A 24,250-nucleotide genomic window follows, 5' to 3' on the forward strand; every position below is an offset into this window, starting at 1 on the left:
GCCAGAGGTCAGAGCGCCGCGATGCGAACCCCCACTCTTCTCCTAGCGATCCTCGTCGCATCGCTCACCGCATCCGCTCAAGGAACCATCCCCACCTTCCAACACTCCACTTACACGCTCGCCGGCCACTCCCCTACCGGGAACACCACGACCACCATCTCCACCGTAGTAGTCCCCATTACCCTGACCTTCGAGTCCAGCGAGACATCCATGATGGACGCCACCCCAGACGTCCATGCCATCCTCAAATCTCCCATCTTCACCCCGGCGACCTTCCCAACCGGTGGCAAAACCCAGTACACCGACGCCCTCCTCCGCACCACCTTCCCAAGCGCCGCGAACTACCATACCCTCTTAGCCCAACCCGAGATCAAGCCCCTCACCGTCAACATCCCCAAAGGCTTCGGCTACATCCTCTCGTCAAAGAAAACGAACACGAAATTCGCCGTAGTCGACATCGAGTTCCTCCAGAAAGCCCTCTTCCAGCAGCTCCCCAAGCAAGACGGCAAGCTGACCATCGCCGTTACCCACAACACCACCTTCTACGCGGAAGGCGACGCCACCGTCTGCTGCTCCTGGGGAACCCACGGCGTCAATACCGCTACCGGCAACTCCTTCGTCCTCGCCTCCTACCTCCATAACACACCGGCGGTCGTCAAGGATCAGGACCTGCAACCCCTCACCCAGCAGCTCGCCGAGTTCCTCAACGACCCTCTCCACGATCCGCTCTTCCACGGTCCCCGAGGCACCACCGCTCCCGGTAACACCGTTCCCGGTTGGCTCCGTCCCGCATCCATGCCCTCCGGAGACGCGGGTGCCTGCGGAGGCACGAACATCGCCAGCCGCTACTTCCTCCTTGAGCCCACCAACACAAACCCCAAAAACAACTTCCCCGCGTCGAAGCCTTTCCTCATTCAGTCATCCGGCGCTACCTGGCACCTCCAGAACGCGGCCCTGCTGCCCTGGTACACCGGCCCATCGGATGGTCTCGGCAAAACCTTCAGCTTCCCCGACACCCAGGCTCTCACGGAACCGGCCAAACTCTGTCCCGCCCGCCGCCCTGGAGCCGGTGCAACCAAGCCAACTGTAGCTGCCATTCCCCTCGCCGGAGCCCCGAACGGCCACAAACTCATCGGTTACTGGGCCGGATACGGCTCCGCTGGGTCCACCATCCCGCTCCGCGAGGTCTCCCCTCAGTGGGACATCATCATCGTCGCCTTCTCCACGCCGGACAAGAGCGCCCCCGAAGGTACCATGCAGTTCAAGACCCCAGCCGGCCTCGACACCGCGCAGTTCAAAGGCGACATCGCCTACCTGAAGAGTCAGGGGAAAAAGGTCATGATCTCCCTAGGAGGCGGCGGCCAGCACTTCACCCTCGCCAACCCGAAACGCGTCCCCAACTACGTCTCCTCGGTCACGAAGATCGTCGAAGACTACGGCTTCGACGGTATCGACATCGACTTCGAAAGCCCCTCTCTCTCTATCGATCCCGGCGATAGCGACTTCAAACACCCCGTCACTCCCTCCATCGTCAACCTCATCGACGCCCTCCGCCAGCTCCGCGCCCACTTCGGCTCCGAATTCATGGTCAGCCTCGTTCCCGAGGGCACTCAGATCCCCTCCGGCTATCCCTCCTACGGCGGCCAGTTCGGCTCCTACCTCGCCATCACCTACGCCATCCGCGACATCCTCTCCTTCATCGACGTCCAGGACTACAACACCCCGCCCCTCGAAGGCCTCGACGGTGAAATCTACCAGCCCGGCACCGTCGACTACCACGCCGCCATGACCGAACTCCTTCTCCACGGCTTCAACGTCGGCGGCGATCCCTTACACTTCTTTCCGCCTATGCCACCGAACAAGGTAGCCGTCGGATTCCTCACCGGCGACACCGACGCGACGACCGTCACCAGAGCCATGGATTACATCATCACCGGCAAAGCTCCAGCCGAAGCCACCTACAAGCTCCTCGCCCCCAACGGCTACCCGGGGATGATCGGAGCCATGTTCTGGACCATCGACGCCGACCGCCGCCTCAACTACGTCTTCTCGAACGCCGTAGGCCCCGAGTTGCATTCCTACCCACCAGCCCGGTGATACCGACAAGGCCGCAACACGCGACCATTTCGTCGTGAGCCACTTTGGGAGATTTACCTCGATCAATGCGTGTAGCCTGAACGAAGCAAACAACTTCATCCATTACTGACGACCGGGGGATCTCCCCAGGAGGAAGCGCAAAATGCATCGTCGAGAGTTCCTCAAGACCGCGATCGCAACCACCATCGCTTCTTCATCTCTGGTGTCCCTCGCCGAGACACCCATAGCGGCGAGCCTCAAGCCCATGGCGATCGGCCTCCTGATCAAGCCCGCCGAAAATCCCGAGCAGGTCTTCGCCCGCGTCAAGAACCTCGGCTTCACCAACTGCTTCCTCTCGCTCGACTATTACCTCGGCAAATACACCCCAACGCTGGCCAACCAGTTCCGCGGCTACCTCGACAAGTACAACCTCGTCGCCACTACCGCCGAAGTCGTCCATCCCGAGCCGCTTAAGTGGAACTTCCTCGAAGGCCCTTCAACCATCGGAGTCGTCCCGCGCGCCACCCGAGCCGCCCGCGTCGACGCCCTCAAGCAGACCTCAGACTTCGCCAGACTCGTCGGAGTCGGCAACGTCCAGACCCACTGCGGCTTCATCCCCGAGAACCCCGAAGACGCCCTCTATCCCGAGACCGTCCAGGCCATCCGCGACCTCGCCATCCATTGCGCTGGCAACGGCCAGAACTTCCTCATGGAGACCGGCCAGGAGACGCCCATCACCATGCTCCGCGTGATCCGCGACGTCAACCTGCCCAATCTCGGCGTCGGCCTCGACACGGCCAACCTCATTCTCTACGGCAAGTCCAACCCCGTCGACGCGGTCGACATCCTCGGCCCGCACGTCCGCAGCATCCACGCCAAGGACGGCAAGTGGCCCATCGACCCCTCGAAGCTCGGCGAGGAGGTCCTTATCGGCAAGGGTGCCGTCGACTTCAGACAGGTCTTCGCCAAACTGAAGAAAGCCGGCTACACCGGACCCATTACCATCGAACGCGAGACCTCCGGTCCCCAGCAGATCGAGGACGTCAAAGCCGAGAAGCTCTACCTGGAGCACGTCCTCGCGCAGTTACAATCTCCATCGCAGGCGCAGTCGCACCTGCCGTCGCATGTTTTACGCCGTCATTCTGACCCCAGCGAAGGACCCCTGTCTTCGCAGTTCTCCACCCGAGGAGACCGAGCATGAATCGTCGCAACTTCCTCTCTACCGCCGGAGCCGCCTGCGGCCTCATGATCGTCAAACCGAAGACCGCCTTCGGCTACGAGGCGAACTCCGCCGTGCGTTATGCCCTCCTCGGCTGCGGCAAGCGCGGAACCTCAGTCGCCACATCGTTCGCGAAGAACACCAGCGCTCGCATCGTGGCGCTCGGCGACATCTTCCCGGACCAGCTCGCCAAAGGAAAGACCTACTTCGACGAACTCAACGCCAGCCTCGGTAAGGGCGCGATCGACCCCAAGCTCCTGTTCCGCGGACACACCGCATGCGAGCAGCTGGCCTCCTCCCCTGACGTCGACGCGATCCAGATCTCGACGCCACCCTTCTTCCACGTCCAGCACCTAGAAACAATCGTCAACGCCGGCAAGCACTCCTATTGCGAGAAACCCGTCGGGGTCGACGTTCCCCAGACGCAGCACGCACTCGAGATCGCCAAACGCATCGGCACAAAGGTCAGCATCGACGTTGGCTTCCAGATCCGCAGCGCCCCGCCCTTCGTCGAGATCGTCAAGCGCATCCACGATGGGCAGATTGGCAAGATCGCCTCCATCTCCGCCCATTACAACGCGCCCGCCTCGACCTACCCCGACCACTCCGGCATGTCGCCCGACGAGCGCCGTCTCCGCGAGTGGCTCTGGGACGCGAAGATTTCGGGCGACATCCTGCTCGAGCAGAACATCCACGTCATCGACGTCTGCAACTGGGTCATGGGCACGCATCCCGTCAAGGCCGTGGCCAAACGCAGTCGCAAGGTCATCCGCCACGCTGGCGACACCTCCGATAACTACGAGGTCATCTTCACCTACCCCGGCGAGGTCGAGCTCAGCTTTTCCTCCACCCAGTTCGGTAACAACGGCTTCTTCGATGTCGCAGAGACCATCTTCGGCACTGACGGCGTCGCCGAAGCCCCCTACTCCGGCCCCCTGCGCATCCTCGGCCAGACCCCGTGGACTTGGACCTCGGACTCTACGGCAACGAAACCCGGTAAGTTCGCCGCAGACGGAGCGTTCACCGACAATCTCGCCCTCGCCGACACCCGCAAGGACCAGGGCTTCATCGAGAGCATCACCTCCGGCAAGCCTCACAACCAGATCGCCGCCGGTGTCGAATCTGCACTGAGCTGCATGCTCGGTCGCAAGGCCGCCGAGCTTGGCCGCGAAGTCACCTGGGACGAGCTGAGCGCCGACCGCGAAGCCTACTCGCTCGGCTTCGATCTGAGGCAATTCAATTGAGCGCCGCCCTGAGTGAGTTTGCTCGCACCACTGATAAAAAATCACTGCCGCGTGACGAGATCATCTTCGAGGTCTGCGCCGAAGACCTGGACGCCTGCCTCGCCGCCCGCGACGGAGGCGCCGACCGCATCGAGCTCTGCTCAGCCCTTAGCGAAGGCGGCCTCACTCCAAGTCACGCGCTGATTCGCGCAGCCGTGGCCCAGTCCGGCCTGCCGGTCTTCTGCATGCTGCGCCCGCGTGGCGGCAACTTCGTCTATTCAGAATCTGAATTCGAATTGATGCAGGAAGATCTCTCTCACGCCCGCGAACTTGGCACAGCGGGTTTCGTAGCAGGCATGCTCTTTGACAACGGGGCAGTCGACATCGAGCGCATGACTCAACTGGTCGAACTCGCCGCGCCACTCGAGATGACCTTCCATCGAGCGTTCGACGAGGCCGACGATCTAGAGAAGTCTCTGGAAGACGTCATCGCGACCGGCTCTAAACGACTCCTGACATCGGGGGGCGCACCAGACGTCCTCTCCGGCGCGGAACGCATCGCGAGGCTGGTCGATCAAGCAGCAGGAGGAATCGCAATCGCCGTTGGTGGTGGCCTGCGGCTCGAAAGCGCCTTGCAGGTTGCCCGGATCACCCACGCGCCGCAATTTCACGGGTCGGTGAGACACCTGCATCAAGGCCGAATGAAAACTAAAGCATCGGACGTTCAATCGATGATCGAAGCCCTCAGAACCGGAAGGACCGCGACGGCGAGCTTCTAACCCTGAAGCTTCTGCAAAAGGATCTCCCCACTATCAGCCCCTTCGACGCGGCCTGAAAAACGAACTGATTCGCCAACTTCGGTGATGTTGAGGATGATCTCGTCGTTCTTACCCTTCACCCGTTTCAGAAGATCCGGTTCTGAAACATCGTGAAGCTTGAGCACGAGATCCTTAAGGTCAGTGACCGCGCCGCTGCTGGGAACGAATCGCAGCCGATACTGCGCGGCCGCATCGATCTTGGAGGTGAGATCGAGCGAAAACGCTCCATCCTTCCAGTTCCCGGCAAGGTTCGACGCCCAGATCTTCGGAGCAGCGTTCCAGTCACTCGGCGGAGCAACGTTCGTATTGAAGGCCGCAAAGCTTCGCAGGAACGGAACCCGAGCACTCTTCACCGTGATGAGACGAAGCGCATCAACCGTGATCGGCTCAACTGGCTGAATTCGCTTATGCCCGATCGATGTCCCTTCACCGAGCGAGCGCCAAGTCCCATCCGAGCGTCCCTCGATCCGATAGGAACGAACGCGCTCACCCTTCGCTGTATCTTCCTGCAGCACGATCGTGTCGACGCGCTTCGCTGAACCAAGGCTCAAAGTCACAGTCGTTCCGCTGCCCACAGTTCGAGCGACCGGAGTCGTAAAGCGATCCCGGATCGCGAGACCAAAGGCCTTTGCCGACGCACAATCCTCATCCGGCAGAAGGCCATGACGATCCGCTGGAATGTTGAGCAGAAGCTGCGCACCTCGACCGACAGAACGGTAGTACACGGAAAGGAGTTGATCCGGAGTTAGAACCTTCGAAGCATTCTTTGTGCTCCAGAACCAGTCAGGCCGACGGATTGAGACATCCACCTCGCTCGGCATCCATACATCGCCATCCGGATCGCTGTTGAGCGACGTCGCCGTGCCGGTCTTCGCATCCGCCCGATCGATACCATTCCAGCACGGATTCGGTGCAAATCCATTCTCGTTGCCAACCCACCGGATCGTCGCCGCCGGCCCCTGGAAAACCATCGCGTGTGGCTGATACTTCCTCAGCAAGTCGGTCACTGGAGTCGCGGTCGAGCCATCGAACCAAACCTCGACCATCTCTCCATAACGGGACAGCACCTCGGTCCACTGCTCCCGGTACATCGCGTTGTACTTAGCCTGTAGTTCTGGAGTCTTGCAGATCCCTCCAGTCTTTGCACCGAAGTGGTCGTCACGAGGACAGACGTAAACGCCAAGCTTCAACCCATACTTGCGACAGGAAACAGAGACCTCCGCAAGCACATCACCCTTACCAGCCTTCCACGGAGTGTTCCGGATGCTGTACTCAGTGGTCTGAGTCTGCCACATGCAGAAACCGCCTTGATGCTTCGCAACGAAGACGATGTACTTCGCCCCAAAGCTTAGCGCGGTTCGAGCCCACTGATCCGTGTCGAGTTCCTTGGGATCGATTGCAGAGAGCGGCGTAGACAGATCATCCGACTCGACATCCTGCCATGTGTTCGGAGCAAAGTGAACGAACATGCCAAGCTCCAGATCCTGCCACGCGATCTGATCGCGCGATGGAAGCGCAACAGGTCCAACCCCGGCGGCGAACGCAGATCCCGCGATGGCGGATGGCAACGCACCCCGCAGAGCAGACGCGAAGCCCACCTGCGCGAAGCGGGACAGAAGCTGTCGTCTCCTCATCCTTGAAACCCTGGCTCAATCATGTTCGAGAGTTCTCCCTCAGAACACCATATCGCAGGGAATGCCTAAAGCTCTGCCGCGAGCTTAGCGAGACCGGCCTTCGAGACCTGAACGTCGTCCTCGGACTTTCCTCCGCTGAAAGCCGCGATGACGTAACCGTTCTTGGTGTGTGCGATCACGCCACCCTCCCAGCCAAGCTCGCCGGTCATCGGCGGTCTTATTTTGCCTCCGCTGTTCTGGAGCGTATCCGCCATCTCGGCCGCCTTGGAGTAGACGACCGCAAGCAGGTTCGATCCCTTGTTGTCTGCCTTCGGCTCATCCTTATAACGTCCGACGACGAGCATCTTGGAGCTCCACGACTGGATCGTCTCGCCCTCGAAGTACGCGACAACGGCTACACCCGTGATCTTCAACTCGTCGGCCTTGGTCTGCATCGTCGCCAGCGCCGTACTGGCGACAGCATCGAAGCCCGCCGCCTTAGCGCCCACGGCGGCAGACGCTTTGCCCTGCTGCTGCGCGTAGCCAGGCATTGATGCCGCGGAAAGAAGGATCAGTAGTGCCAGCGCACGTCGATTCATGGTGCCTCCGGATCGAAGGAATCATACATGCCTCGATAAGAATGCGATCCTGCACGGAATCTATCCGGACTATGTGCCGGCATTTGCTACCTTATCTGCTATCCCGCTATCATGAGCGCCTGAGCCAAGCAGCACGAGCGACCCCTATGAACAAGCGTGAATTCCTGAAAGCCTCTGGCGCCCTCCTCACCACAGCCCTGCTTCCCGTCATATCATCGGGAGAACCGATGTACAGCGAGAGTCCCACCATCACCGGTAAGCGCACCAACTGGTCCGGAAACTACACCTACAGCACGGACAAGCTATTCCTGCCGGCCTCGACCGAAGAGGTGCGGCACATCGTGAAGGCAGCGCCGAAGCTGCGCACGCTTGGAACGACCCATTCCTTCAACGGCATTGCCGACAGCACGGCTGCACAGATTAGCCTCAAGGGGCTCGACTCGATGGTGCTTGACCGTGCCACCAGGACCGTCACTGTAGGCGGAGGCGTCCCTTACGGAAAGCTCGCGCCCTACATCGATAGCCGTGGATTTGCCGTCCATAATCTGGCTTCCCTACCGCACATCTCGGTCGCCGGAGCATGCTCGACCGGAACCCATGGATCGGGTATCAAGAACGGCAATCTCTCCACCGCCGTCTCAGGCCTCGAGATCGTCACGCCGGACGGCGAGATCGTGCATCTCTCACGTCAGAAAGACGGTGATGCGTTCAAGGGAGCCGTCGTCTCCATCGGCGCTCTCGGCGTCATCACGAAGGTGACGCTTGATGTCGAACCCACCTTCCAGGTCGCCCAGACCGTGTACCAGAATCTTTCCTTCGACGTGCTGAAGGATCACTTCGACGAGATCATGGGCAGCGGGTACAGTGTTAGCCTCTTTACCGACTGGCAGAATCATCGCGCCACCCAGGTCTGGATCAAGCGTCGCATCGATTCCGGCGCGAAGCCGAACCTCGATCCCCAGTTCTTCGGCGCAACACTCGCGACGAAGAAGCTCCATCCGCTCGAGGGCCACGACGCCGAAGCCTGCACTGAGCAGATGGGCATCCCCGGCCCCTGGTACGAACGCCTGCCGCATTTCCGCATGGCTTTCACGCCAAGCAGCGGCCAGGAACTCCAGTCCGAATACTTTGTGCCGCGCGAGCACGCCTACGAGGCCATTCTCGCGGTCGAGCAGATTCGCGATCTCATTACACCGCACCTCTTCATCACCGAACTCCGCACCATCGCGGAAGACGACCTCTGGATCAGTCCCTGCTATAAGCGTCCGTCAGCCGCCATCCACTTCACCTGGAAGCCGGAGTGGCCCGACGTCCAGAAGGTGCTGCCGCATATCGAAGAGAAGCTTGCTCCCTTCAACGCCCGGCCGCACTGGGCGAAGCTCTTCACCATGGCTCCCGACCGGCTACACCAGATGCACCCAAGGCTGGCCGACTTCCGCAAACTGACCCAGACCTACGACCCCAGGGCCAAGTTCCACAACGCTTTCATGGACACGAACGTCTTCGAGGCCTGAGCGACCGGCGCCTCTACCGGCTGCGGGAAAGCCTGTACTCTGCAATTCGCTTACCGCCAGCGTCCGTGAGAGTGATCCGGTAGTTCCCCGTCGGAACCTCAGCTGCGGGCAGAGACACCTCTACATACGTCTCAGTGTCGACCTTCTGGATGGGTAGCCCGGAGAACACCCGGACGTCTTCTCCAGCGTTATTCGCAATCCGAAGTGTGCTCTCCGTCACGGTCAACCCTGCAGGCAAAACGGCTTGCAGACGAACTGACTTAGCGACAGCCGGAATCAGGACCGCCCTGGCCGGCGCTCCTCGCAGAATTGTCGGCAGAAGAATCACCGTAAAAACCGTAGTATCTGTCGCTTTTTTTGTCTCTACGGGTGCGCTTGCGATGGAGTCCAGCCGAGCAACATTACCTTGATCGGAACCCCTTCTCGCCAGCAGGAAGCCGGTAACAAGAACGAGCAAAACGGCCGCAATGGCAGTGATCAGCCTGACCTTCGTCCACGGGAGCGGCCAGCCGGCCTGGCGTTGCTTTGAGCTCTTGAGCCCGATAGGTCTTAGCTCGCCCGTCTTACCGCCGGACGCATCGCGCGCAGCCTTCAAAGCCCGCGCAAAGCTCAGTTGCTTCTGTGCGGACGAATGCATCCGCACAAGCTGCTCGAGACGAGCCGCCGATGCCGCGTCAAGCGTCCCGTCGGCATAAGAGTCCATGATGTCGACAACACCCTCCTCAAACTGGCTGAGAGACTCTGGCTGTGTCAGCATCTCCGCGTCAAGCTCGGCAATCTTCTCCTGAGGAAGCTCCGACAGGAGATAGCTCAGGAGGAGCCTGTTGCGAGCTTCGATTTCCTTCGGTAAGATCATCCGTTTCCTTCACCTGTAGGTGAGTCCGTTGGGTGAAATATCACGCCAGCTCCTTACCGGTCACTTGTGAGCCGCTTCGCCAGGCACTCTTCCAGGAGCTTGCGAAGTCGCAGCATCCGGTTACGCAGAGCATTGAGTGAGATGCCGCTTTCCTCCGCGAGCTGCTGACGTAGCTCAATCTTCTCGCGGGCCGTGGCGCTGTAATAGAGAAGCAGTTGCGTCTTTTGCTCCGCCGCAATCTGCTCAAGACAGTGATCAAGCGCCAGTTCTCGTTCGTCGTGCGGCGTCTCCTGCGCTGGCTGGCTGTACGTCGGATTCGCCCGCAGCAGTTCTCCGGCAATGAACTCCCGTTTTCTGAGCGCAGCGTACTCCTCTCGAAGGAGCATGCGCGCGATGCCGAGCGCGTAGTGGACAGGCTTCTCCACAGCAACGCCCTCCTCCATCCTCCTCGCGAGGCGATCAAGACATACATCGGCAGTACGTTCCGCTTCGATGAGATGGTGTAGCTGAAAGAACCGGCAGAGCCGCCGCCGCAGGTCTTCATAGGCGATCGCGGCTTTTTCGGGATCGGGATCGAGCTGATACAGCAGGGCGTTCAACGCGCTTCGCTGCAGGTTCCATGCCGTTCGTTCGGTCGAATTATCTGGTGGCATGCAGTGTGCTTCCCGAGAGGCCTTCAAGTTGGAACGCGGCCCAATAGTATGGCGAACGATAGCGCGGGTTCTGGGCGAGGGCAAGCTGCGCACGCCTCAAGGAAACACTCGGCGGGAGGTGGCGACGCAGTAGATTTGTATAAAAGTCTTGGACCAGTTCACTCGAAGCGTCGTCTTCGACGCTCCAGAGTGAGCCGATCGCGCTGCGAGCCCCCGCATACAAAAATGCGTTAGCGAGGCTAGCGATTCCTTCGCCCGGAACATTCCTTCCCTCAGCCGTCTGGCATCCGCTCAGGAAAACCATCTCCGGCACGCCGTGAAGTTGATAGATCTGGTTGAGCCACAGCATGCCGTCTTCATGGCGTCCCTTCGCGTCGACCATGGTGAACGCAATGCCCGTGAAGGTTGGCGAAGCACCGAGCAGAGCATGCACCGCGAGATGCATGATCTGGTAGTCGCTCCATTCCGTCGCCAGCATCAGCTTCGCGGACGCGTCCGATCCCAGATGCAAATCAGCGTTGGAGGCCCCGGAGAGCCTTCCGATGAAGGCCGCCTCGGTGCTGCTGGCCGACAGACGGTCGAGCCGCGGCAAGGCAGGTGAAGAGATCTGGCTGACCTGGGTGAGTCCCGGGTGAGACTTCAGCAGACGCTCGTCGCTCTCCGAGTACAGAGGATCGGCGAAGACGACAACACGCCGAGGAGCGGCGCGATCGGCCTTCTGCTGTGCGCTCTCACGTCTCAGGAGTTGAAGCAAGAGGGACGACGAGGGCTCCTCGACAACGTCAGCGTGCTCAATCAATGCGGCGTTCGTCGACGGATCGGTCAGCGCTGGGAACGGCAGGCTCGCCAGTTTGCCGTCAGGTATAACGTAGAGCAGTTTCTGCTGCCGGCCTGCAAGCGGTCTGAGCAGTGTCGTCCCAAGCTGAAGCAGAAGCGCGCTCGTCTGATCGTCGACGCGGTGAATTCGGCTTACGCGCGCTTCCATGTCTTCACCGGCCACCAGCTCCTGCCTGCTCAGAATGGCTTGGTTGAGCGCCTCCACCCTCCTCTCGATCTCACGCCGCGGCGGCAGACGCACCACGCGAAACCGATCCCCTGTGACATACCAGCAGACGCTCTCGGTGTCGCCAAGCCAGAACTCAAGCAGAGATGCCTTCTGCGACCCCATCGACCGTTGTACCTGCGCGACCGTCGCGAGCGTCGCCACACCATGGGAACCTGCCTTGCGATCAAGGCTTTCCAGTGCATCGCATTGCGCGACCAGCGATTGAATCTGCTGCCTCGTCTGCACGATGCGATAGCTTGCGTTGTCACTCGTCAGATAAAGATCAGGCAGACGATGATAGGCGGCGGATAGACGCTGCTCACATGCTACCGTCTGCCCACTTGCTCCATTGCCTGAAGAAGCCGGCCCGGAACCAACTTCTGCCTGGTCCGTAAGACTACGTGCCCGCGCCATCTCCACAATCTCAAACGCTCGTGCTGCATAGCCTCGGCCTGGGCGTGCCTGGTCGAGCCTGAGCATAAGCTGAATCGACAGCTTATAGACCCTCTGTTGATCAGCGAAGTAAGAGGTGCGAAGCTCTCGCCCGGGCACCATGCTTCGCGTTCGCTCGATCAGCGACAGAGCCTCACTGGACTCACGTTCCGCCAATTCGAGCTTTCCAAGATCTACATCGATGCGCGCCATTCGCGAAATGGCATACGCCGCCTGCGTCCGTTCGTTTGCTTCGGTAAAAATGGACTCAGCGCCGCTATACGCTTCCCTTGCGGCAGCCCTGTGCCCAAACGAAAACTCGAGATCCGCGAGATCCAGCGCAGCCGCAGCTTCCCCTTCGATGAAGCCGATCGAGGTCGCCTGCGCCATGGCTTCCCTTGCCTGCCGCGTTGCTTCCCCCGCTTGCCCCTCCGCACCAAGGGTACGCGCCAAGCCGGCCTTTAGAAGCACCGCCTCACGCAGGAGGCCCGCTTCTAACGCGACGGAGAGCGCCGAAGTATAGGACGCATGGGAAGCCTTAAGTTTTCCTTGCGAACGTTCCAGATCGGCCATCTCGGAGGTCGACTCGAGCAGAGCTGCCGAGTCGCTTGCATCGTGCGCGGTCTTGATCGCATGTTCGTAGGCTTCCTCTGCCGCATCTGCTTTACCAGCGTCCTTATAGAAACGTCCAAGGCCGCGCCAGACCCCTGCTTCGACCGCCGGGTAAGGGGCCTGTTGAAGAACACCCAGCGCCTGCTGATAGCTCGCAAATGATTGGCCTAACTCCCCGCGAGCGGAGTGAATCGAGCCCAAGGCTTCCAGCGTGAAGATGCGACCATAGTCATCGTGGAGTTGTTCCGCTGTAGCAAGCGCCTGTTCAGCGGTCGTGAGCGCATTCGAGCTGTCACCACTCTCCAGGTAGACATACGCCAAGTTGCCAAGCAGCACACCCTCCCAATAGCGATCATGCAACGCTCGATAGATGTCCAGTGCTTGCGTCGAGTGCTTGATTGCGGATGGATAGTCGGCCAGATAGTAGTCCGTCGAGCCAAGCGTCTTGACAGCAAGCGCCTGAGTCGCAAGGATCGAGTGATCCGTCAGACTGCTCGTCTCAGCCGAGGGGCTCAGCGCCACAGCTTTAGCGGCAGTTTCATGGGCCTCGAGGTACTGGTTCAAGCGAAACAGCATGAGCCGGGATTCTTCGGTGAGGATCCTCTGCTCAAGCAAAACATCTCCCAGGGCACGGGCCGTTAGGAGTGCCGATTCGAACTCCTCACGCGCACGCGGCCATTTCTTAGCGTTCTTGCCCCGCCGGAGAAACTCCGCGTCGTAAAAGATACCCTCGGCTTCAGCTTTGCGCCGAGCGTCGTTTGCGCTCAGGGGCTCCGCTTCGACTAGGAGGCGGCCTTCCGACTCCTCGTCATTGTGATACGACTCGATGGTGACGCAATACTCCACAACCTCGCCAGTGGCGGGCGCCAGAGTGGATACGATTGCGGCGCCCAGACCGGCGTCATTCGTTCGAATCGGCCCCTTGATCCCGCGACCAGGAAGCGTCAGCTTCTGAAAGTGCTCTCCCTGCACAAGCGAAAGCCGAAGGGGTCTATTGGGAACGACCTTGATGACGAAATCACGATGCCCATGAGGAGCGATCTTGACCGCTTGATCTGCATTAATGCCAATCGATAGCGGTGCGGGGACTTGAGCAGACAAACGAGCCACCGGGAGGCACGGCAGGCATCCGAAAGCTACTACGAGCACCAACCCAGACCGCGCTAACCAGGTGCTGTTATACCTTCTTCGTGTCGAATGAGTCGCAACGTCATTTTTCGTTCGACTCAATAGACTTGCGAGGTAGCCCATCTTTTTATCCCGGTCTTAGCCCAATCCTTCGCCGATGTGCACCGACGCATCCATCTTGGTCGATGAGGATCCAGAAATCAACTTCGATCTGAGCAGTCACTGCACCACTGCGGACCGTTAGGGGTACGCTGGTAACCTTCGAGATGCCGCCAAGGGTGACTCTGTTTATGGGGAACATGACTCGCCAAGGGAATTCCCATTCCAACAGGGCGGACGCCTCCGCACAATACACCTTATGAGTCATGCCAGCGGATGAGTCAACGCTCGCGTTACGATCTCACCGGTCGTACAGCGCGGAATTTGCAATGATGAACTCGAGGGGCGAATCCGAATCAGCCTAAGCGCCCAAGAGACAGCTGGCGCTGTCGCATCTGGAGGACCTAGGCAGTTTTGACTAACTTATACGACCGTCCTTATACAACCGTCGAAGGTGTCTAATCCGCCATTAGCGCCATAAGAGCGACTCATTTCGGTTGCGCCTGAGTCTCCGCTGCCGGTTTCTCAGGCTCGGTCCCAGACTTCGCCGGAGTGTCGAGCGGCTTCTGCGCGGCAGCAGGATCGACTGCCTGTGACTCCGGAGAGGCAACCGGATCGGCAGCAGCCGCAGCGGGAGGAGGTGAAGTAGGGGCGGGAGCTGGCGCTGGCTTCTCCATCGGAGTGGGCAGAAGTACACTTGCCACACTCTCAGGATCATCGCGCAGCTTCAGGTAGACCGTCGTTCCGTCGGCAGGCATCGGCACTTTGAAACTGGTTTCAGCGAAGCCTGTTGGAACTTTCGTTTGATTCGCGAAATCCTTTGCCGCACCAAAAGCCTGCACGAGGAATAGATTGCTACCCTCCGCCGTGCAGGAGGAGTCGCCGGCTGTCGCGCACTGGATCGCGGTAATTTGCGGCGTGCGAACGAGCATTCCGAGCGGCGTCCAATCTCCCGTCGTGCCATCCGCCGCTACAGGCCGCATCTGCAGTTTGCCGAAGGCCGACTGGCCGAATGCTTTCAGCGGATCGAGCGTCGCAATAGCTGTGTGTTCGTCCTGAAGCATTAAGTCGTTGGTTGCGAGCGAAAGACTCGTATGGACAGATCCATCGGCCGTCGCTACTTCAATGGTCTGCGTGCGCGGGAATGCGTCCTTCGTCTGCACGACAAGCGTCAGCTTCCCGTTGAGCGGAATGTCATTCTTAGCCCCGAGCGTGACGGGAAGAGAGCCTTCCTGTTTCGCGGGAGTGTCGTTGAACGAGAGCAGTTGAAGCCCCGGCCTCGCCGCTTCGGTGGAGATCTTGGCGGTCATGGTGCGGCCGTCCTTCAACTTCACCAATGCGTCAGAGCCATCGTCAGGCGAGACTCCCGATTTTGCATCGAGATGCACCGTCGTGCCGTCATTGCCGTCATTAGCGGGCGTGAACGTCTGCTCGCCAATTTGCACCGAGACCACATCTTTGAGGCCCTGGCCCCTGAGGACAGCAGCATGATCCCCTTTGTGGATCTTGAGGCCATCGACGTGAATGTCACCGGTATAGGCGGTGAGTGGAACATCGCTCTTCGCACTCTCGCCGTATTGCTGAATGGCTAGGGAGTAACCACCTGGTTGCCCCTTCTTGAGCGACACGGCAAGATCAAGGGTGTCCTTGTTGTCTTTGTCTCCTGAGGCTGGCTTGAAGGCGACGTCGACGTCTTTGTCCTTGTTATTCGTCAAGGCAATACTCTGTACGCATGCCGTTCCATCGGCTTTTAAGGCAATGTGGCTATCCTGCCCCGCGAGAAGTTGCGTGTCGCTGACGATCTTCCAGCCTTTCCCGGCGACCTGCTGCATGGTAAGTGTCGGTCCATCGAAGGGATCGAATCCCCAATAACCATGAACGGTTCCGGTGATGGTCAGGTCACCGCTGCTTCCGGTCTTTCCGGCAGGCTTTGCGTCCGCGCCCTGGGGCTTGGCATCAGGTTTAGCGTCGCCGAGCGGGGTTCGCTGCTGATCTTTCGCTACGATCAGGCCCCCCTCAAACGCCTCCGGCGTCAGCGGAAGATCGGTTGGGGCCTCGGTCCGATTCAGGCGGAGAACTAGGTCATGAGCAAAGCTTGTCGAGAACACCAGCGGTGCGCCCTCAAGCATCAGGGCCATTTTCGGCTGCAACAGGCATGCGACTTGGTTGGGATCGTGTGCGTGCAGGGGAGGAAGCTTGGCCTTCTGGATAGCAGGCAGCCCGACCACAATGACCGACTCCGGCTTATGGAAGGAAGGAGGTGCGTTCAACTTCAGGTTTAGGGTCGAACCCTGCGGAAAGCTAATCCCAGGAATGTACTGGTACTGCGCCGTCCGCATGAGGCTGACCAGGTGAACCAGATCGACCACCGCCCCGACATAGGCAGAGTAGAGACCAGCACCTGCGGTCTGGGTATAGGAAGCCGCGTTGATGAAGTCTGACGATGGCCCCGTAGAAAGCGCTTCGGCGATGCCCTGTCCATGCCCGTCGTCCAGCAGGACTGGAGCGCTCGACTGAGTCAGGCAGTTTACCTGCTGTTCTATCGGCTGCTTGAAGCAATCGGCGTTCGGCTTTAGCGCAAGCGTCGCCGCCAGCTTAGCCGACCGGTCCTGAATTGCCTTCTGGTCGTTCGTCGGAACGGTCTTCATCGCCGTCAAGTAGCGCTCGATGCGCTGCTGTTCGAATGACGCCTCGTTCAAATCCGCATCGGCCCGGATAAAGAGACCAGGCTTCCCCTTGACGGCGGAGCGAAGAGTGCCGAAATCGCCGCCAGTCTCCGGAGCAATAAAAATAACGGCCTGCTCCGCCTCGCCTGGAACGGTTACCGTAGTCCCCTCTGCTGTCTTCTTGTCCCAGGTCTCGATCTTGGTAAACCAATTGTCTGGAGGCTCATTCGTTGTGCCCCGCAGAAAAGCCACGATAAGCAAAAGGTGGTTGGCTTGGGTGGATGGCAGGTCCGCTTTCACCCAAATCTTGTCGCCCGCCTGAAGGTTCGGAACCTCGGCGATCGGGAGCGTTACACTCCCGCGCGTCACACGAACGTCGATCTTGGGGCCGACGAGGTCAAACCGTGCGTTGTCGGCGTGAAGAACTGCCGTACTGAAGGCGGCAACGAGGCAGGCAGCTACTTTCGAGAACTTCATTCGAGATTAGACGCGGTGCGCATCGAACGCGGTTGTGAAGCGTCTCTATAAATCAAGCTACGCGCGTGCGAGCGCCACACTTTCGGTGCGCGCATCCCGTAAACCGAAGTAAGTAATAGCTAAGAAGTTGTATTCCTGGCAATTCCGTCTTCGGCTAAGGTCGTTTGTATCAAGTAATTAGAGCGCTGCTCTGTACTCATACGACGATTCACCGCCTAGCTTGTCCTCATTTTCTGAGTAAAGACTCTTACAAGAGGAACGCAAAACGCACCTCGTTGAGAGATCTCGAGCACTTCCACGATGATGGGCAGAGCTGCGATTGCTTGTCTGTGAACACGACAGGGTTCTGCCCTCTTGGGTCTCCCATCCGATGGATTGAAAACTGATTCGGGCCCCCATTTTCTGTAAGCGGAGCAAGGATATGCTCACCATTTCGAGGCGCACACCCCACTCGTCCGGCTACCTCCCTACCCTGGATGGATGGAGAGCACTTTCCATTCTGGCAGTCATCCTCTTTCACGATTCTCTTCATACCTTTGGACCTCTGAGCACTCGTTGGTTCTATGAGTACGGGTCTTATGGGGTCGACGTATTCTTCGCCATTAGCGGTTTCTTGATCTGCTCGCGTCTGCTTGACGAGGAGCGCGTGACAGGCTCGATCGATCTCAGGCGGTTCTACGCTCGAAGAGCCCTGCGCATCTTGCCGCCTGCGGTAGCTTACCTGCTCGTTCTCGCAGTGCTTTCGAGAAAGCTCGATTTAAGGGTAGGTTCCGGGGAATGGTTGGAATCTCTTCTCTTCGCCAGAAACTACGGTCATCTGTTCGTTCACCGAGTTGGCTGGTATACGGGTCAATTCTGGTCGCTCGCCCTTGAGGAGCAGTTCTACTTCATCTTTCCCGCCATCCTTGTATTCGCCGCTCTGCGGAATCGTATTCAGGTCTTGACCGCCCTGATTTTAGGAGTTTTCATCCACAGGGCCTTGATACTTCGTAGTCACACCTGGAATCACGTTCGCTTCCATACTGACGTGCGGGTCGACGCGATTCTGGTCGCGGCTCTCTTCGCTGTTCTAGCCGCTGATCCTCTCCAAAGAATGGTCATCAGCAGGTGGTTACGTTTCTGGCCTCTGCTAGTGGTCGCAGTGGTATGCATCATCCCTCTTGGACAGGGCAAGAATTGGCAGATTACTCTGTTGACCCTGCTGACGCCCTGCGTGGTTCTTGGGTCCACTTTGAACAGCGAGGGAGTTTTTGGCAGATTCTTGGAATGGGCACCGCTTCGCTACCTTGGCCGGATCTCTTACAGCCTCTATCTCTGGCAACAGCTCTTTTTTACACACCATTTCGAACCTGACTGTCCCACAAGCAGAGGGAGCTTCGGTAGACGAATCCTGCTTATGGCAATCTGTGCGATCGGTAGCTACTATTTGATCGAAAAGCCATTCGCAAGATTCAGCCGTCGGCTAGTGCCGTCGGCAACGCCAGATCGAGAAGAGGATTCTAAAGCCTTTCGATTAGTTGAGAGCGACAAGTCAATTCCAAGCTATGGCGAGGGCGTTCTGAGCGAATAAAGCCCCTAAACTCCGGTCAAGACAACCTCCTGGAAACTGCTGAGTTGCTCCCGAGATACCATCACGGACAAATCCTCGACGTGGGTCTTCTTGAGAGCGGCGCCCAGCCCTCTGTGTGGAGCCTATACAGAAGTAGGACAACAGTGATAGGCTCATCCGCATGATTTCACAAGGTTTTCAAGACATCGTCATCGAGCCGATCAAGAAGCAGAACGACACGGCCACCAAGTACAAGCTTTATGTCTTTGGAGATCCGGCTTCAGCGAATCTGTGGACTACCCCGGGGGTTTACGACACGCCAGAGCAAGCAGTTGAGACCTTCAAACCTAAGCTTCGTTCGGAATTGAAACAACGAATTCTGAGAACTCTCTTGGATGGGCGCGATATCGCCTTCAGTCTTCAGAAAGCGTTTGACCTCTCAGATATCTAGAGTTCAGGCGTCGGCGGAGTAGAAAATTCTTGACCCTTTGCCTAGTGGCCAGTCTGTTTGTGCCATGTGCCATCCGGCCGTGGCTCTGTGCGAATCGGGGTTTGTAAGGATCTGGTGCTGTCTCGTTCTTTCTGATCGCAACGGATTTGTCGGCGGTGCTACCACTTGCCTTTCCACTAACGCCGTCGTTTTAGAGGTCAGCCTTCGGTTGCAACGGCAAATAGATCGTGAACACAGAGCCGCTTCCTGCCTGACTGGTTACTCCGATTTTTCCGCCATGCGCCTCCAAGATCGCCTTGGAGATCGCAAGCCCCATCCCGGTTCCCTGCACGCGGTGTCGCTGGCTCTGCCCGCGATAAAACTTGTCGAAGATCATCTCCAGTTCCATTCCTTCGATCCCCACGCCTCGATCTGCCACGCTGATCCATGCGTTGCCGCCCTCGGCACCCCCCGAGATGAAGATCGCAGAACCGGCTGGCGAATACTTTACAGCATTCTCGATCAGGTGAATTAGCACCTTCGTCATCAGCTCCAGGTCCACTCCTACCTTGCGCATGGTATCGGACAGCCGAATCTCCACTTGCCGGTCTTCTATGGATCCGCTAAAAGCGAGCAGCGCCGCATCAATCAACTCGCGTGCGTCGTGTTCCTGGAGGTTCAGCCGAATCTCTCTCGCATCCAGGCGCGCCATTTCCGTCGCCTGCGTAATCAGATGATTCAACCGATCACTTTCCTCGTTTATGACAGTCAGCAGTTCCATGCGTGCCACCTCCCGCAAGTTATGCTGCGACAGAAGAGTAGTCACGGAGACCTTGATCGACGTCAGCGGCGTCCTCAAGTCGTGTGTAACCGAATCGAGGAGTGCGGCCCGAAGTCGCTCGCTCTCTTGCGCCGCATCTGCTCGCGCGAGCTTTTCGACCGCAGTCGCGCTTGTGATCGCGATCGCGATCAGACTGCTCATCGCCTCAAGCGTCTCGCGCGAAGGAAGATTACCCTCCACCTTGATCGAGCCGATCGGCCTGACCCCTACCAGCAGGGAAAGGGTTGCCCACTCCAACTCCGGTGAGGCATCTAGCTGCTTCGGGAGTCCCGACCCGATCCCGCTGGACAACTGGCCGTTACGCGCCACGCAGAAAGTGTTCGCCGAAAAAACTGCTTGGCGCAAAACATCGAGGCTCTCAGCCGATGTCACAGGCTCAGAAAAGTACACACGATCCCCGTCCAACAAGTAAAGAGCCGCAGCCCGGGACCGAAACGCACTGACGATATCGTGCGGAATGGCATTGAGAAGCTTGTGGGTGCTCTCAGTCGATAGCAGCCTCTGGCCGAAGTCATACAAGAGCTCCAGCTCGCGACGTCTCTGATTGGCTGCATCTGCCTCCGTTCGGATCCGATTCGACAGGTTGCTCCCGATTAGAGCAGTCGCCAGAAATGCCATGAGCGCTATCCAGTTCTGGCTGTCGGCGATCACGAATGTCCCGATGGGTGGGAGAAAAAAATAGTTGAAGCAAACCGCCGAAACAAAGGAAGCAGTCAGCGCATAGCGAAAGCCCCACGTCGAGGCCAGGAGCAAAATATAAAGAAGCAAAGTCAACGCAACCGTCGTCGGGTTCAGATCCGGCAGATGGGTATACGCACCCAAAATACTAGCGAGCAGCAATACCGCCGCGCACCATCGCATCGTCTCTCGCGTTACTCTTGAGGTCACAAGATCGATTGTACCGATGCCAGGTAAACCCACATTCTCGTCAAGAAGCCCTGAGCAGTGGCTCGAATATCTGGCCGCGTCCGAGAATCCTCGCGGACGTCTCAAGATATTCCTCGGCTATGCACCTGGAGTAGGCAAGACCTTCTCCATGCTCTCCGAGGCTATCCGCCGCTCTTCTCGCGGCGAGAACGTGCTCATTGGAGTCGTTGAAACTCATGGCCGCGTCAACACTGCGGAGCTCGTCGCCCACCTACCCATCGTGCCCCGTCGCGAGCTAGAGTATCGCGGTACGCTATTCGCCGAGATGGATCTTGACGCTATTCTAGACCGCAAACCCGCCGTCGTCCTTATCGACGAACTTGCCCACACGAACATCGAGGGCAGCCGCCACCTTAAGCGCTATGAAGATGTTATGGACCTGCTAGAGGCCAAGATCGACGTCCTGACCACAGTCAACATCCAGCACATCGAAAGCCTCATCCCACGGATCCAGAGCCTGACAGGCATCACCGTACGTGAATCCATCCCGGACTGGGTGCTCGAACGAGCCGACGAGATCGTCCTCGCAGACGTCACTCCCGAAGCCCTTGAAACCCGCATGAAGCGGGGGGACGTCTATCCGGAAGAGCGTGTCGAGCGGGCTCTTGCTCACTTCTTCCGAAGGGGTAACCTCATCGCATTGCGTGAGATGGCATTGCGCCAAGTGACCCGCGCTGTCGACCGCAATCTCGACGCCTACGTCACTCGTAAACGCCTTGGTGGCGAGTGGTGCGTCAAGGAGAAAGTTGCCGTCTGTATCAGCTCCAGTCCCCACGCGCGGCAGCTTATCGCGCGTGGAGCGCGGGTAGCCGAGGGTCTTGGCGCTGAACTCTTTGTCATCCACGTCCATCAGGGCAAAGAGGTTACTGAAGACCGCATGCGCTCCTTTGACGGAAACATCCGCTTTGCACGAAACCTCGGGGCCGAGATCATCGAACTGCGCGACACAAGTGTCGCGCGGGCTACTGCAGCCTTTGTCACAGAGCGCCGTATTACTCAGGTCATCTTCGGCCGCTCAGCCGTCAATGGTCTTAAGAAATATCTCTATTACCTCGCGATCCAGCGCTTCATGGCCGGAGCTCCCCACGCCGACCTTCACATCATCACGCAGGAGCAGGCATGACGTCTCGCCGCATCCTCGTCGTCGATGACGAGCCTCAGATCGCACGTGTGCTCCGTGCATCGCTCGAAAGCAGCGGCTACGAAGTCGCCATCGCATCCGATGGCGAGCAGGCAATCGAGCGCTTCCACACCTTCGAGCCTCAGCTCGTCATCACCGACCTCGCCATGCCGTTCATGGACGGGCTGGCACTGACTCGTGCCATCCGCAAGCTCGGTGACATCCCCATCATCGTCCTCTCGGTCCGCAACTCAGAGCCTATGAAAATCCAGGCGCTCGACGAAGGAGCGGACGACTACATCACCAAGCCCTTCGGGATTCAGGAATTACTGGCGCGTGTCCGCTCCCGCCTGCGCCGTCCCACTACCGACCTTGGCGCCCGCCAGATATCTTCCGGCGACTTTTTCATCGACATCGATCGCCACCATGTCACCTTTCGCGGAAGAGATCTTCATCTCACCCCCAAAGAATTCGACCTGCTTGTTTTCTTTGCGCGCCATCCCGGCCGAGTGCTCACTCACAAGATCCTCCTGCATGCGATTTGGGGCAGCCCGGGGGACGGCAATCCCGAGTATCTCCGAGTCCTCATCGCTCAGCTCCGGAAGAAGATTGAAGCGGCACCCGAAGTTGCGAATCAGAAGCTCGAGCCGCGTTACGTTCGCAACGAGCCCTGGATCGGCTACCGCTTTACACCTGACGGCAACCCTGACGGAGACCCTGACCCAACCGCACTTACGCATTCTTAACTCCGCTTCTATGGATCCTTAACGTCCTTCAGCGTTCTACTCATGGCTGGAGTAGTCAGGTAATGCTGAGTAGAAAGTTCGCGGTAGTCTCCCTCTGTATCTCCTTCGCGGCCCGGAGCTCCTCTCTTTACGCACAATCTACATCCCCGGATGCTCAGGCAGACAAGGCTCCCTCCACATCGGATGTAGAGGGCAATCGCACTCTTCTTTTGCGACTTGCTGACACTTATCGCATGGATTGGCATCCTGCTGAACTCGCAGGTCCCGATCCTGTTCGCCGTGGCTACCCAGCACCTCTCGACTCTCCACCATTTCCATCCAGCGACTACTCTGTCGGCGGCACACCCGTCATCGGCGCGCCCGACACCCAAACCTACCCGCTCATGCAAGCCATCAACGGCAACCAGAGCCGCGTCAAGGTATACGGCTGGCTCAATGGCGGCTTCAACGCATCCACTTCCAACAAGGGCACCGGGGCAAATGCCCCCGCTTCCTACTACGTCAATCCCAACCGCATGACTGGCGATCAACAGGTGCTTTACGTCGAGCGCCTCCCCAACTCTGTCCAAACAGAACACCTTGATTGGGGTTTTCGCTTCGCTCAGCTTTATGGTCAGGACTACCGCTACACAACCGCCAAAGGTTACCTGTCTGACCAACTTCTCGTTCATAACCGCCAGAATGGTTACGATCCTGTCATGTTTTACTTTGACCTCTATGTGCCCCACATAGCCGAGGGTATGAACATCCGAGTCGGCCGCTATATCTCGCTGCCTGATATCGAAGCTCAGCTCGCTCCTAACAACTACACCTACTCGCACTCTCTGCTATACACGGTTGACCCGTACACCCAAACTGGTATCGTCGCGAGCATCAAGCTCTCAAACCACTGGCTCTTACAAGCTGGCTTCTCGGGCGGAGACGATGTTGCTCCCTGGACCAAGGATGCGACTCCAACCGGTACCGCATGCGTCGATTACACATGGCACAAAGGTGGCGACGCTCTCTACACCTGCGCTAACTCCTTTAACAAAGGCAAGTACGCCTACAACAGTCTCCAGGGTTACTACGAAACCTGGTATCACAAGATCAATGCCAAGTGGCACACCGATACCGAGTTCTGGTACATGTACGAGCGAGACGTTCCTAACATCGCCGGTAACGTCACTAAGCCCATCGCTCCAGAGGTCGGCGCAAACGGAGCCTTTTGCCACCCCGGCCAGCACCTCTGCTACGCACCCGAATATGCAATCACAAACTACGTCGAAAGGGAGATCAATACTCACAACTACCTCTCCTTCCGGGCAGACTACCTCGACGATATAAGGGGGCAACGGACCGGCTACCAGACCCGATACTCCGAGCACCTGATCAGCTATGGCCACTGGGTCGGATCGACCATCCTCTTACGCCCGGAGGTCCGCCTAGAACATAGCTACCAGGCTGCCGCCTATGACCTCGGCACCAAGAAGACTCAGTTCGTGATAGCCGCGGACCTTATCTACCACTTCTAAGACCAGACCTTATCCGGGACTCCACCATGTCCGACCTCCTTAGCATCGCTGGAACCATCGCTCTCTTTCTCATCTCGATCCTCTACCTTCGCG

General features: G+C 58.6%; 17 protein-coding genes. 10 read left to right on the forward strand and 7 right to left on the reverse strand.

Annotated elements, in window-relative coordinates:
• Nucleotides 1-21 precede the first annotated feature (21 nt).
• The 4 genes from GRAN_RS05430 (at nt 22) to GRAN_RS05445 (ending at nt 5,297) form a co-directional block, all read left to right on the forward strand.
• Nucleotides 22-2,097, forward strand: a complete 2,076-nt coding sequence (locus GRAN_RS05430) for a glycosyl hydrolase family 18 protein (RefSeq protein WP_128911944.1) — start codon at nt 22-24, stop codon at nt 2,095-2,097.
• Between the two features lie 142 nt (nt 2,098-2,239).
• On the forward strand, nt 2,240-3,277 hold the full coding sequence (locus tag GRAN_RS05435; RefSeq protein WP_128911945.1) for a sugar phosphate isomerase/epimerase family protein: 1,038 nt from the start codon (nt 2,240-2,242) through the stop codon (nt 3,275-3,277).
• Nucleotides 3,274-4,539 (forward strand): Gfo/Idh/MocA family protein, encoded by a 1,266-nt coding sequence (locus tag GRAN_RS05440; RefSeq protein WP_128911946.1) that lies wholly within the window; start codon nt 3,274-3,276, stop codon nt 4,537-4,539. The genes GRAN_RS05435 and GRAN_RS05440 overlap by 4 nt, the downstream gene beginning before the upstream one ends.
• Nucleotides 4,536-5,297: a copper homeostasis protein CutC gene (locus tag GRAN_RS05445; protein WP_161570852.1), complete on the forward strand. Its 762-nt coding sequence runs from the start codon at nt 4,536-4,538 to the stop codon at nt 5,295-5,297. Before GRAN_RS05440 ends, GRAN_RS05445 begins: the two co-directional genes overlap by 4 nt.
• Here the strand turns inward: GRAN_RS05445 and GRAN_RS05450 are convergent.
• Nucleotides 5,294-6,970: an alpha-L-fucosidase gene (locus GRAN_RS05450; protein WP_128911948.1), complete on the reverse strand. Its 1,677-nt coding sequence runs from the start codon at nt 6,968-6,970 to the stop codon at nt 5,294-5,296. The genes GRAN_RS05445 and GRAN_RS05450 overlap by 4 nt on opposite strands.
• A 65-nt stretch (nt 6,971-7,035) precedes the next feature.
• Nucleotides 7,036-7,548, reverse strand: coding sequence for a hypothetical protein (locus tag GRAN_RS05455; RefSeq protein WP_128911949.1), 513 nt, complete (start codon nt 7,546-7,548; stop codon nt 7,036-7,038).
• Between the two features lie 146 nt (nt 7,549-7,694).
• Here GRAN_RS05455 and GRAN_RS05460 point away from each other — a divergent pair, with 146 nt between their 5' ends.
• Nucleotides 7,695-9,062: an FAD-binding protein gene (locus GRAN_RS05460; RefSeq protein WP_128911950.1), complete on the forward strand. Its 1,368-nt coding sequence runs from the start codon at nt 7,695-7,697 to the stop codon at nt 9,060-9,062.
• A gap of 13 nt (nt 9,063-9,075) precedes the next feature.
• Here the strand turns inward: GRAN_RS05460 and GRAN_RS05465 are convergent, their stop codons facing one another.
• From GRAN_RS05465 to GRAN_RS05480, 4 genes are all read right to left on the reverse strand, one after another.
• Complete coding sequence (locus GRAN_RS05465) at nt 9,076-9,918, reverse strand: hypothetical protein (RefSeq protein ID WP_128911951.1); 843 nt, start codon at nt 9,916-9,918, stop codon at nt 9,076-9,078.
• Nucleotides 9,919-9,971: 53 nt separating this feature from the next.
• Nucleotides 9,972-10,571 carry an RNA polymerase sigma factor gene (locus tag GRAN_RS05470; RefSeq protein WP_128911952.1) on the reverse strand — a complete coding sequence of 200 codons (600 nt, stop codon included), beginning with the start codon at nt 10,569-10,571 and terminating at the stop codon, nt 9,972-9,974.
• Complete coding sequence (locus tag GRAN_RS05475) at nt 10,558-13,761, reverse strand: CHAT domain-containing tetratricopeptide repeat protein (protein ID WP_161570853.1); 3,204 nt, start codon at nt 13,759-13,761, stop codon at nt 10,558-10,560. The genes GRAN_RS05470 and GRAN_RS05475 overlap by 14 nt, the downstream gene beginning before the upstream one ends.
• Nucleotides 13,762-14,375: 614 nt before the next feature.
• Nucleotides 14,376-17,030: a hypothetical protein gene (locus tag GRAN_RS05480; protein ID WP_241654346.1), complete on the reverse strand. Its 2,655-nt coding sequence runs from the start codon at nt 17,028-17,030 to the stop codon at nt 14,376-14,378.
• 421 nt (nt 17,031-17,451) lie between these two features.
• On the opposite strand from GRAN_RS05480, the gene GRAN_RS05485 reads away from it, so the two are divergent.
• Nucleotides 17,452-18,600, forward strand: coding sequence for an acyltransferase family protein (locus GRAN_RS05485; RefSeq protein WP_128911954.1), 1,149 nt, complete (start codon nt 17,452-17,454; stop codon nt 18,598-18,600).
• A 160-nt stretch (nt 18,601-18,760) separates the two neighbouring features.
• The gene (locus tag GRAN_RS05490) at nt 18,761-19,030 is read left to right on the forward strand and encodes a hypothetical protein (RefSeq protein ID WP_128911955.1); all 270 of its coding nucleotides are present in this window, start codon (nt 18,761-18,763) and stop codon (nt 19,028-19,030) included.
• A gap of 190 nt (nt 19,031-19,220) precedes the next feature.
• On the opposite strand, the gene GRAN_RS05495 is transcribed toward GRAN_RS05490, so the two are convergent.
• Nucleotides 19,221-20,711 (reverse strand): DUF4118 domain-containing protein, encoded by a 1,491-nt coding sequence (locus tag GRAN_RS05495; protein ID WP_128911956.1) that lies wholly within the window; start codon nt 20,709-20,711, stop codon nt 19,221-19,223.
• Nucleotides 20,712-20,754: 43 nt separating this feature from the next.
• Between GRAN_RS05495 and GRAN_RS05500 the strand changes: the two genes are divergently transcribed.
• The 3 genes from GRAN_RS05500 (at nt 20,755) to GRAN_RS05510 (ending at nt 24,157) form a co-directional block, all read left to right on the forward strand.
• Complete coding sequence (locus GRAN_RS05500) at nt 20,755-21,900, forward strand: histidine kinase (RefSeq protein WP_128911957.1); 1,146 nt, start codon at nt 20,755-20,757, stop codon at nt 21,898-21,900.
• Nucleotides 21,897-22,643, forward strand: a complete 747-nt coding sequence (locus GRAN_RS05505) for a response regulator transcription factor (RefSeq protein WP_128911958.1) — start codon at nt 21,897-21,899, stop codon at nt 22,641-22,643. Before GRAN_RS05500 ends, GRAN_RS05505 begins: the two co-directional genes overlap by 4 nt.
• A 233-nt stretch (nt 22,644-22,876) precedes the next feature.
• A complete protein-coding gene (locus GRAN_RS05510; protein ID WP_161570854.1) occupies nt 22,877-24,157 on the forward strand; it encodes an outer membrane beta-barrel protein in 1,281 nt (426 codons plus the stop codon).
• Nucleotides 24,158-24,250 lie beyond the last annotated feature (93 nt).

The organism is Granulicella sibirica, assembly GCF_004115155.1.
Taxonomy (GTDB): domain Bacteria; phylum Acidobacteriota; class Terriglobia; order Terriglobales; family Acidobacteriaceae; genus Edaphobacter; species Edaphobacter sibiricus.

Bases quoted from the DNA above. Each gene is read 5' to 3' on its own strand.
- GRAN_RS05490 (WP_128911955.1), top strand. From the start codon at position 18,761: ATGATTTCACAAGGTTTTCAAGACATCGTCATCGAGCCGATCAAGAAG.
- GRAN_RS05470 (WP_128911952.1), bottom strand. From the start codon at position 10,571: ATGCCACCAGATAATTCGACCGAACGAACGGCATGGAACCTGCAGCGA.
- GRAN_RS05480 (WP_241654346.1), bottom strand. From the start codon at position 17,030: ATGAAGTTCTCGAAAGTAGCTGCCTGCCTCGTTGCCGCCTTCAGTACG.
- GRAN_RS05435 (WP_128911945.1), top strand. From the start codon at position 2,240: ATGCATCGTCGAGAGTTCCTCAAGACCGCGATCGCAACCACCATCGCT.
- GRAN_RS05510 (WP_161570854.1), top strand. From the start codon at position 22,877: ATGGATTGGCATCCTGCTGAACTCGCAGGTCCCGATCCTGTTCGCCGT.
- GRAN_RS05465 (WP_128911951.1), bottom strand. From the start codon at position 9,918: ATGATCTTACCGAAGGAAATCGAAGCTCGCAACAGGCTCCTCCTGAGC.
- GRAN_RS05440 (WP_128911946.1), top strand. From the start codon at position 3,274: ATGAATCGTCGCAACTTCCTCTCTACCGCCGGAGCCGCCTGCGGCCTC.
- GRAN_RS05505 (WP_128911958.1), top strand. From the start codon at position 21,897: ATGACGTCTCGCCGCATCCTCGTCGTCGATGACGAGCCTCAGATCGCA.
- GRAN_RS05450 (WP_128911948.1), bottom strand. From the start codon at position 6,970: ATGAGGAGACGACAGCTTCTGTCCCGCTTCGCGCAGGTGGGCTTCGCG.
- GRAN_RS05430 (WP_128911944.1), top strand. From the start codon at position 22: ATGCGAACCCCCACTCTTCTCCTAGCGATCCTCGTCGCATCGCTCACC.
- GRAN_RS05460 (WP_128911950.1), top strand. From the start codon at position 7,695: ATGAACAAGCGTGAATTCCTGAAAGCCTCTGGCGCCCTCCTCACCACA.
- GRAN_RS05495 (WP_128911956.1), bottom strand. From the start codon at position 20,711: ATGCGATGGTGCGCGGCGGTATTGCTGCTCGCTAGTATTTTGGGTGCG.
- GRAN_RS05455 (WP_128911949.1), bottom strand. From the start codon at position 7,548: ATGAATCGACGTGCGCTGGCACTACTGATCCTTCTTTCCGCGGCATCA.
- GRAN_RS05500 (WP_128911957.1), top strand. From the start codon at position 20,755: ATGCCAGGTAAACCCACATTCTCGTCAAGAAGCCCTGAGCAGTGGCTC.
- GRAN_RS05485 (WP_128911954.1), top strand. From the start codon at position 17,452: ATGCTCACCATTTCGAGGCGCACACCCCACTCGTCCGGCTACCTCCCT.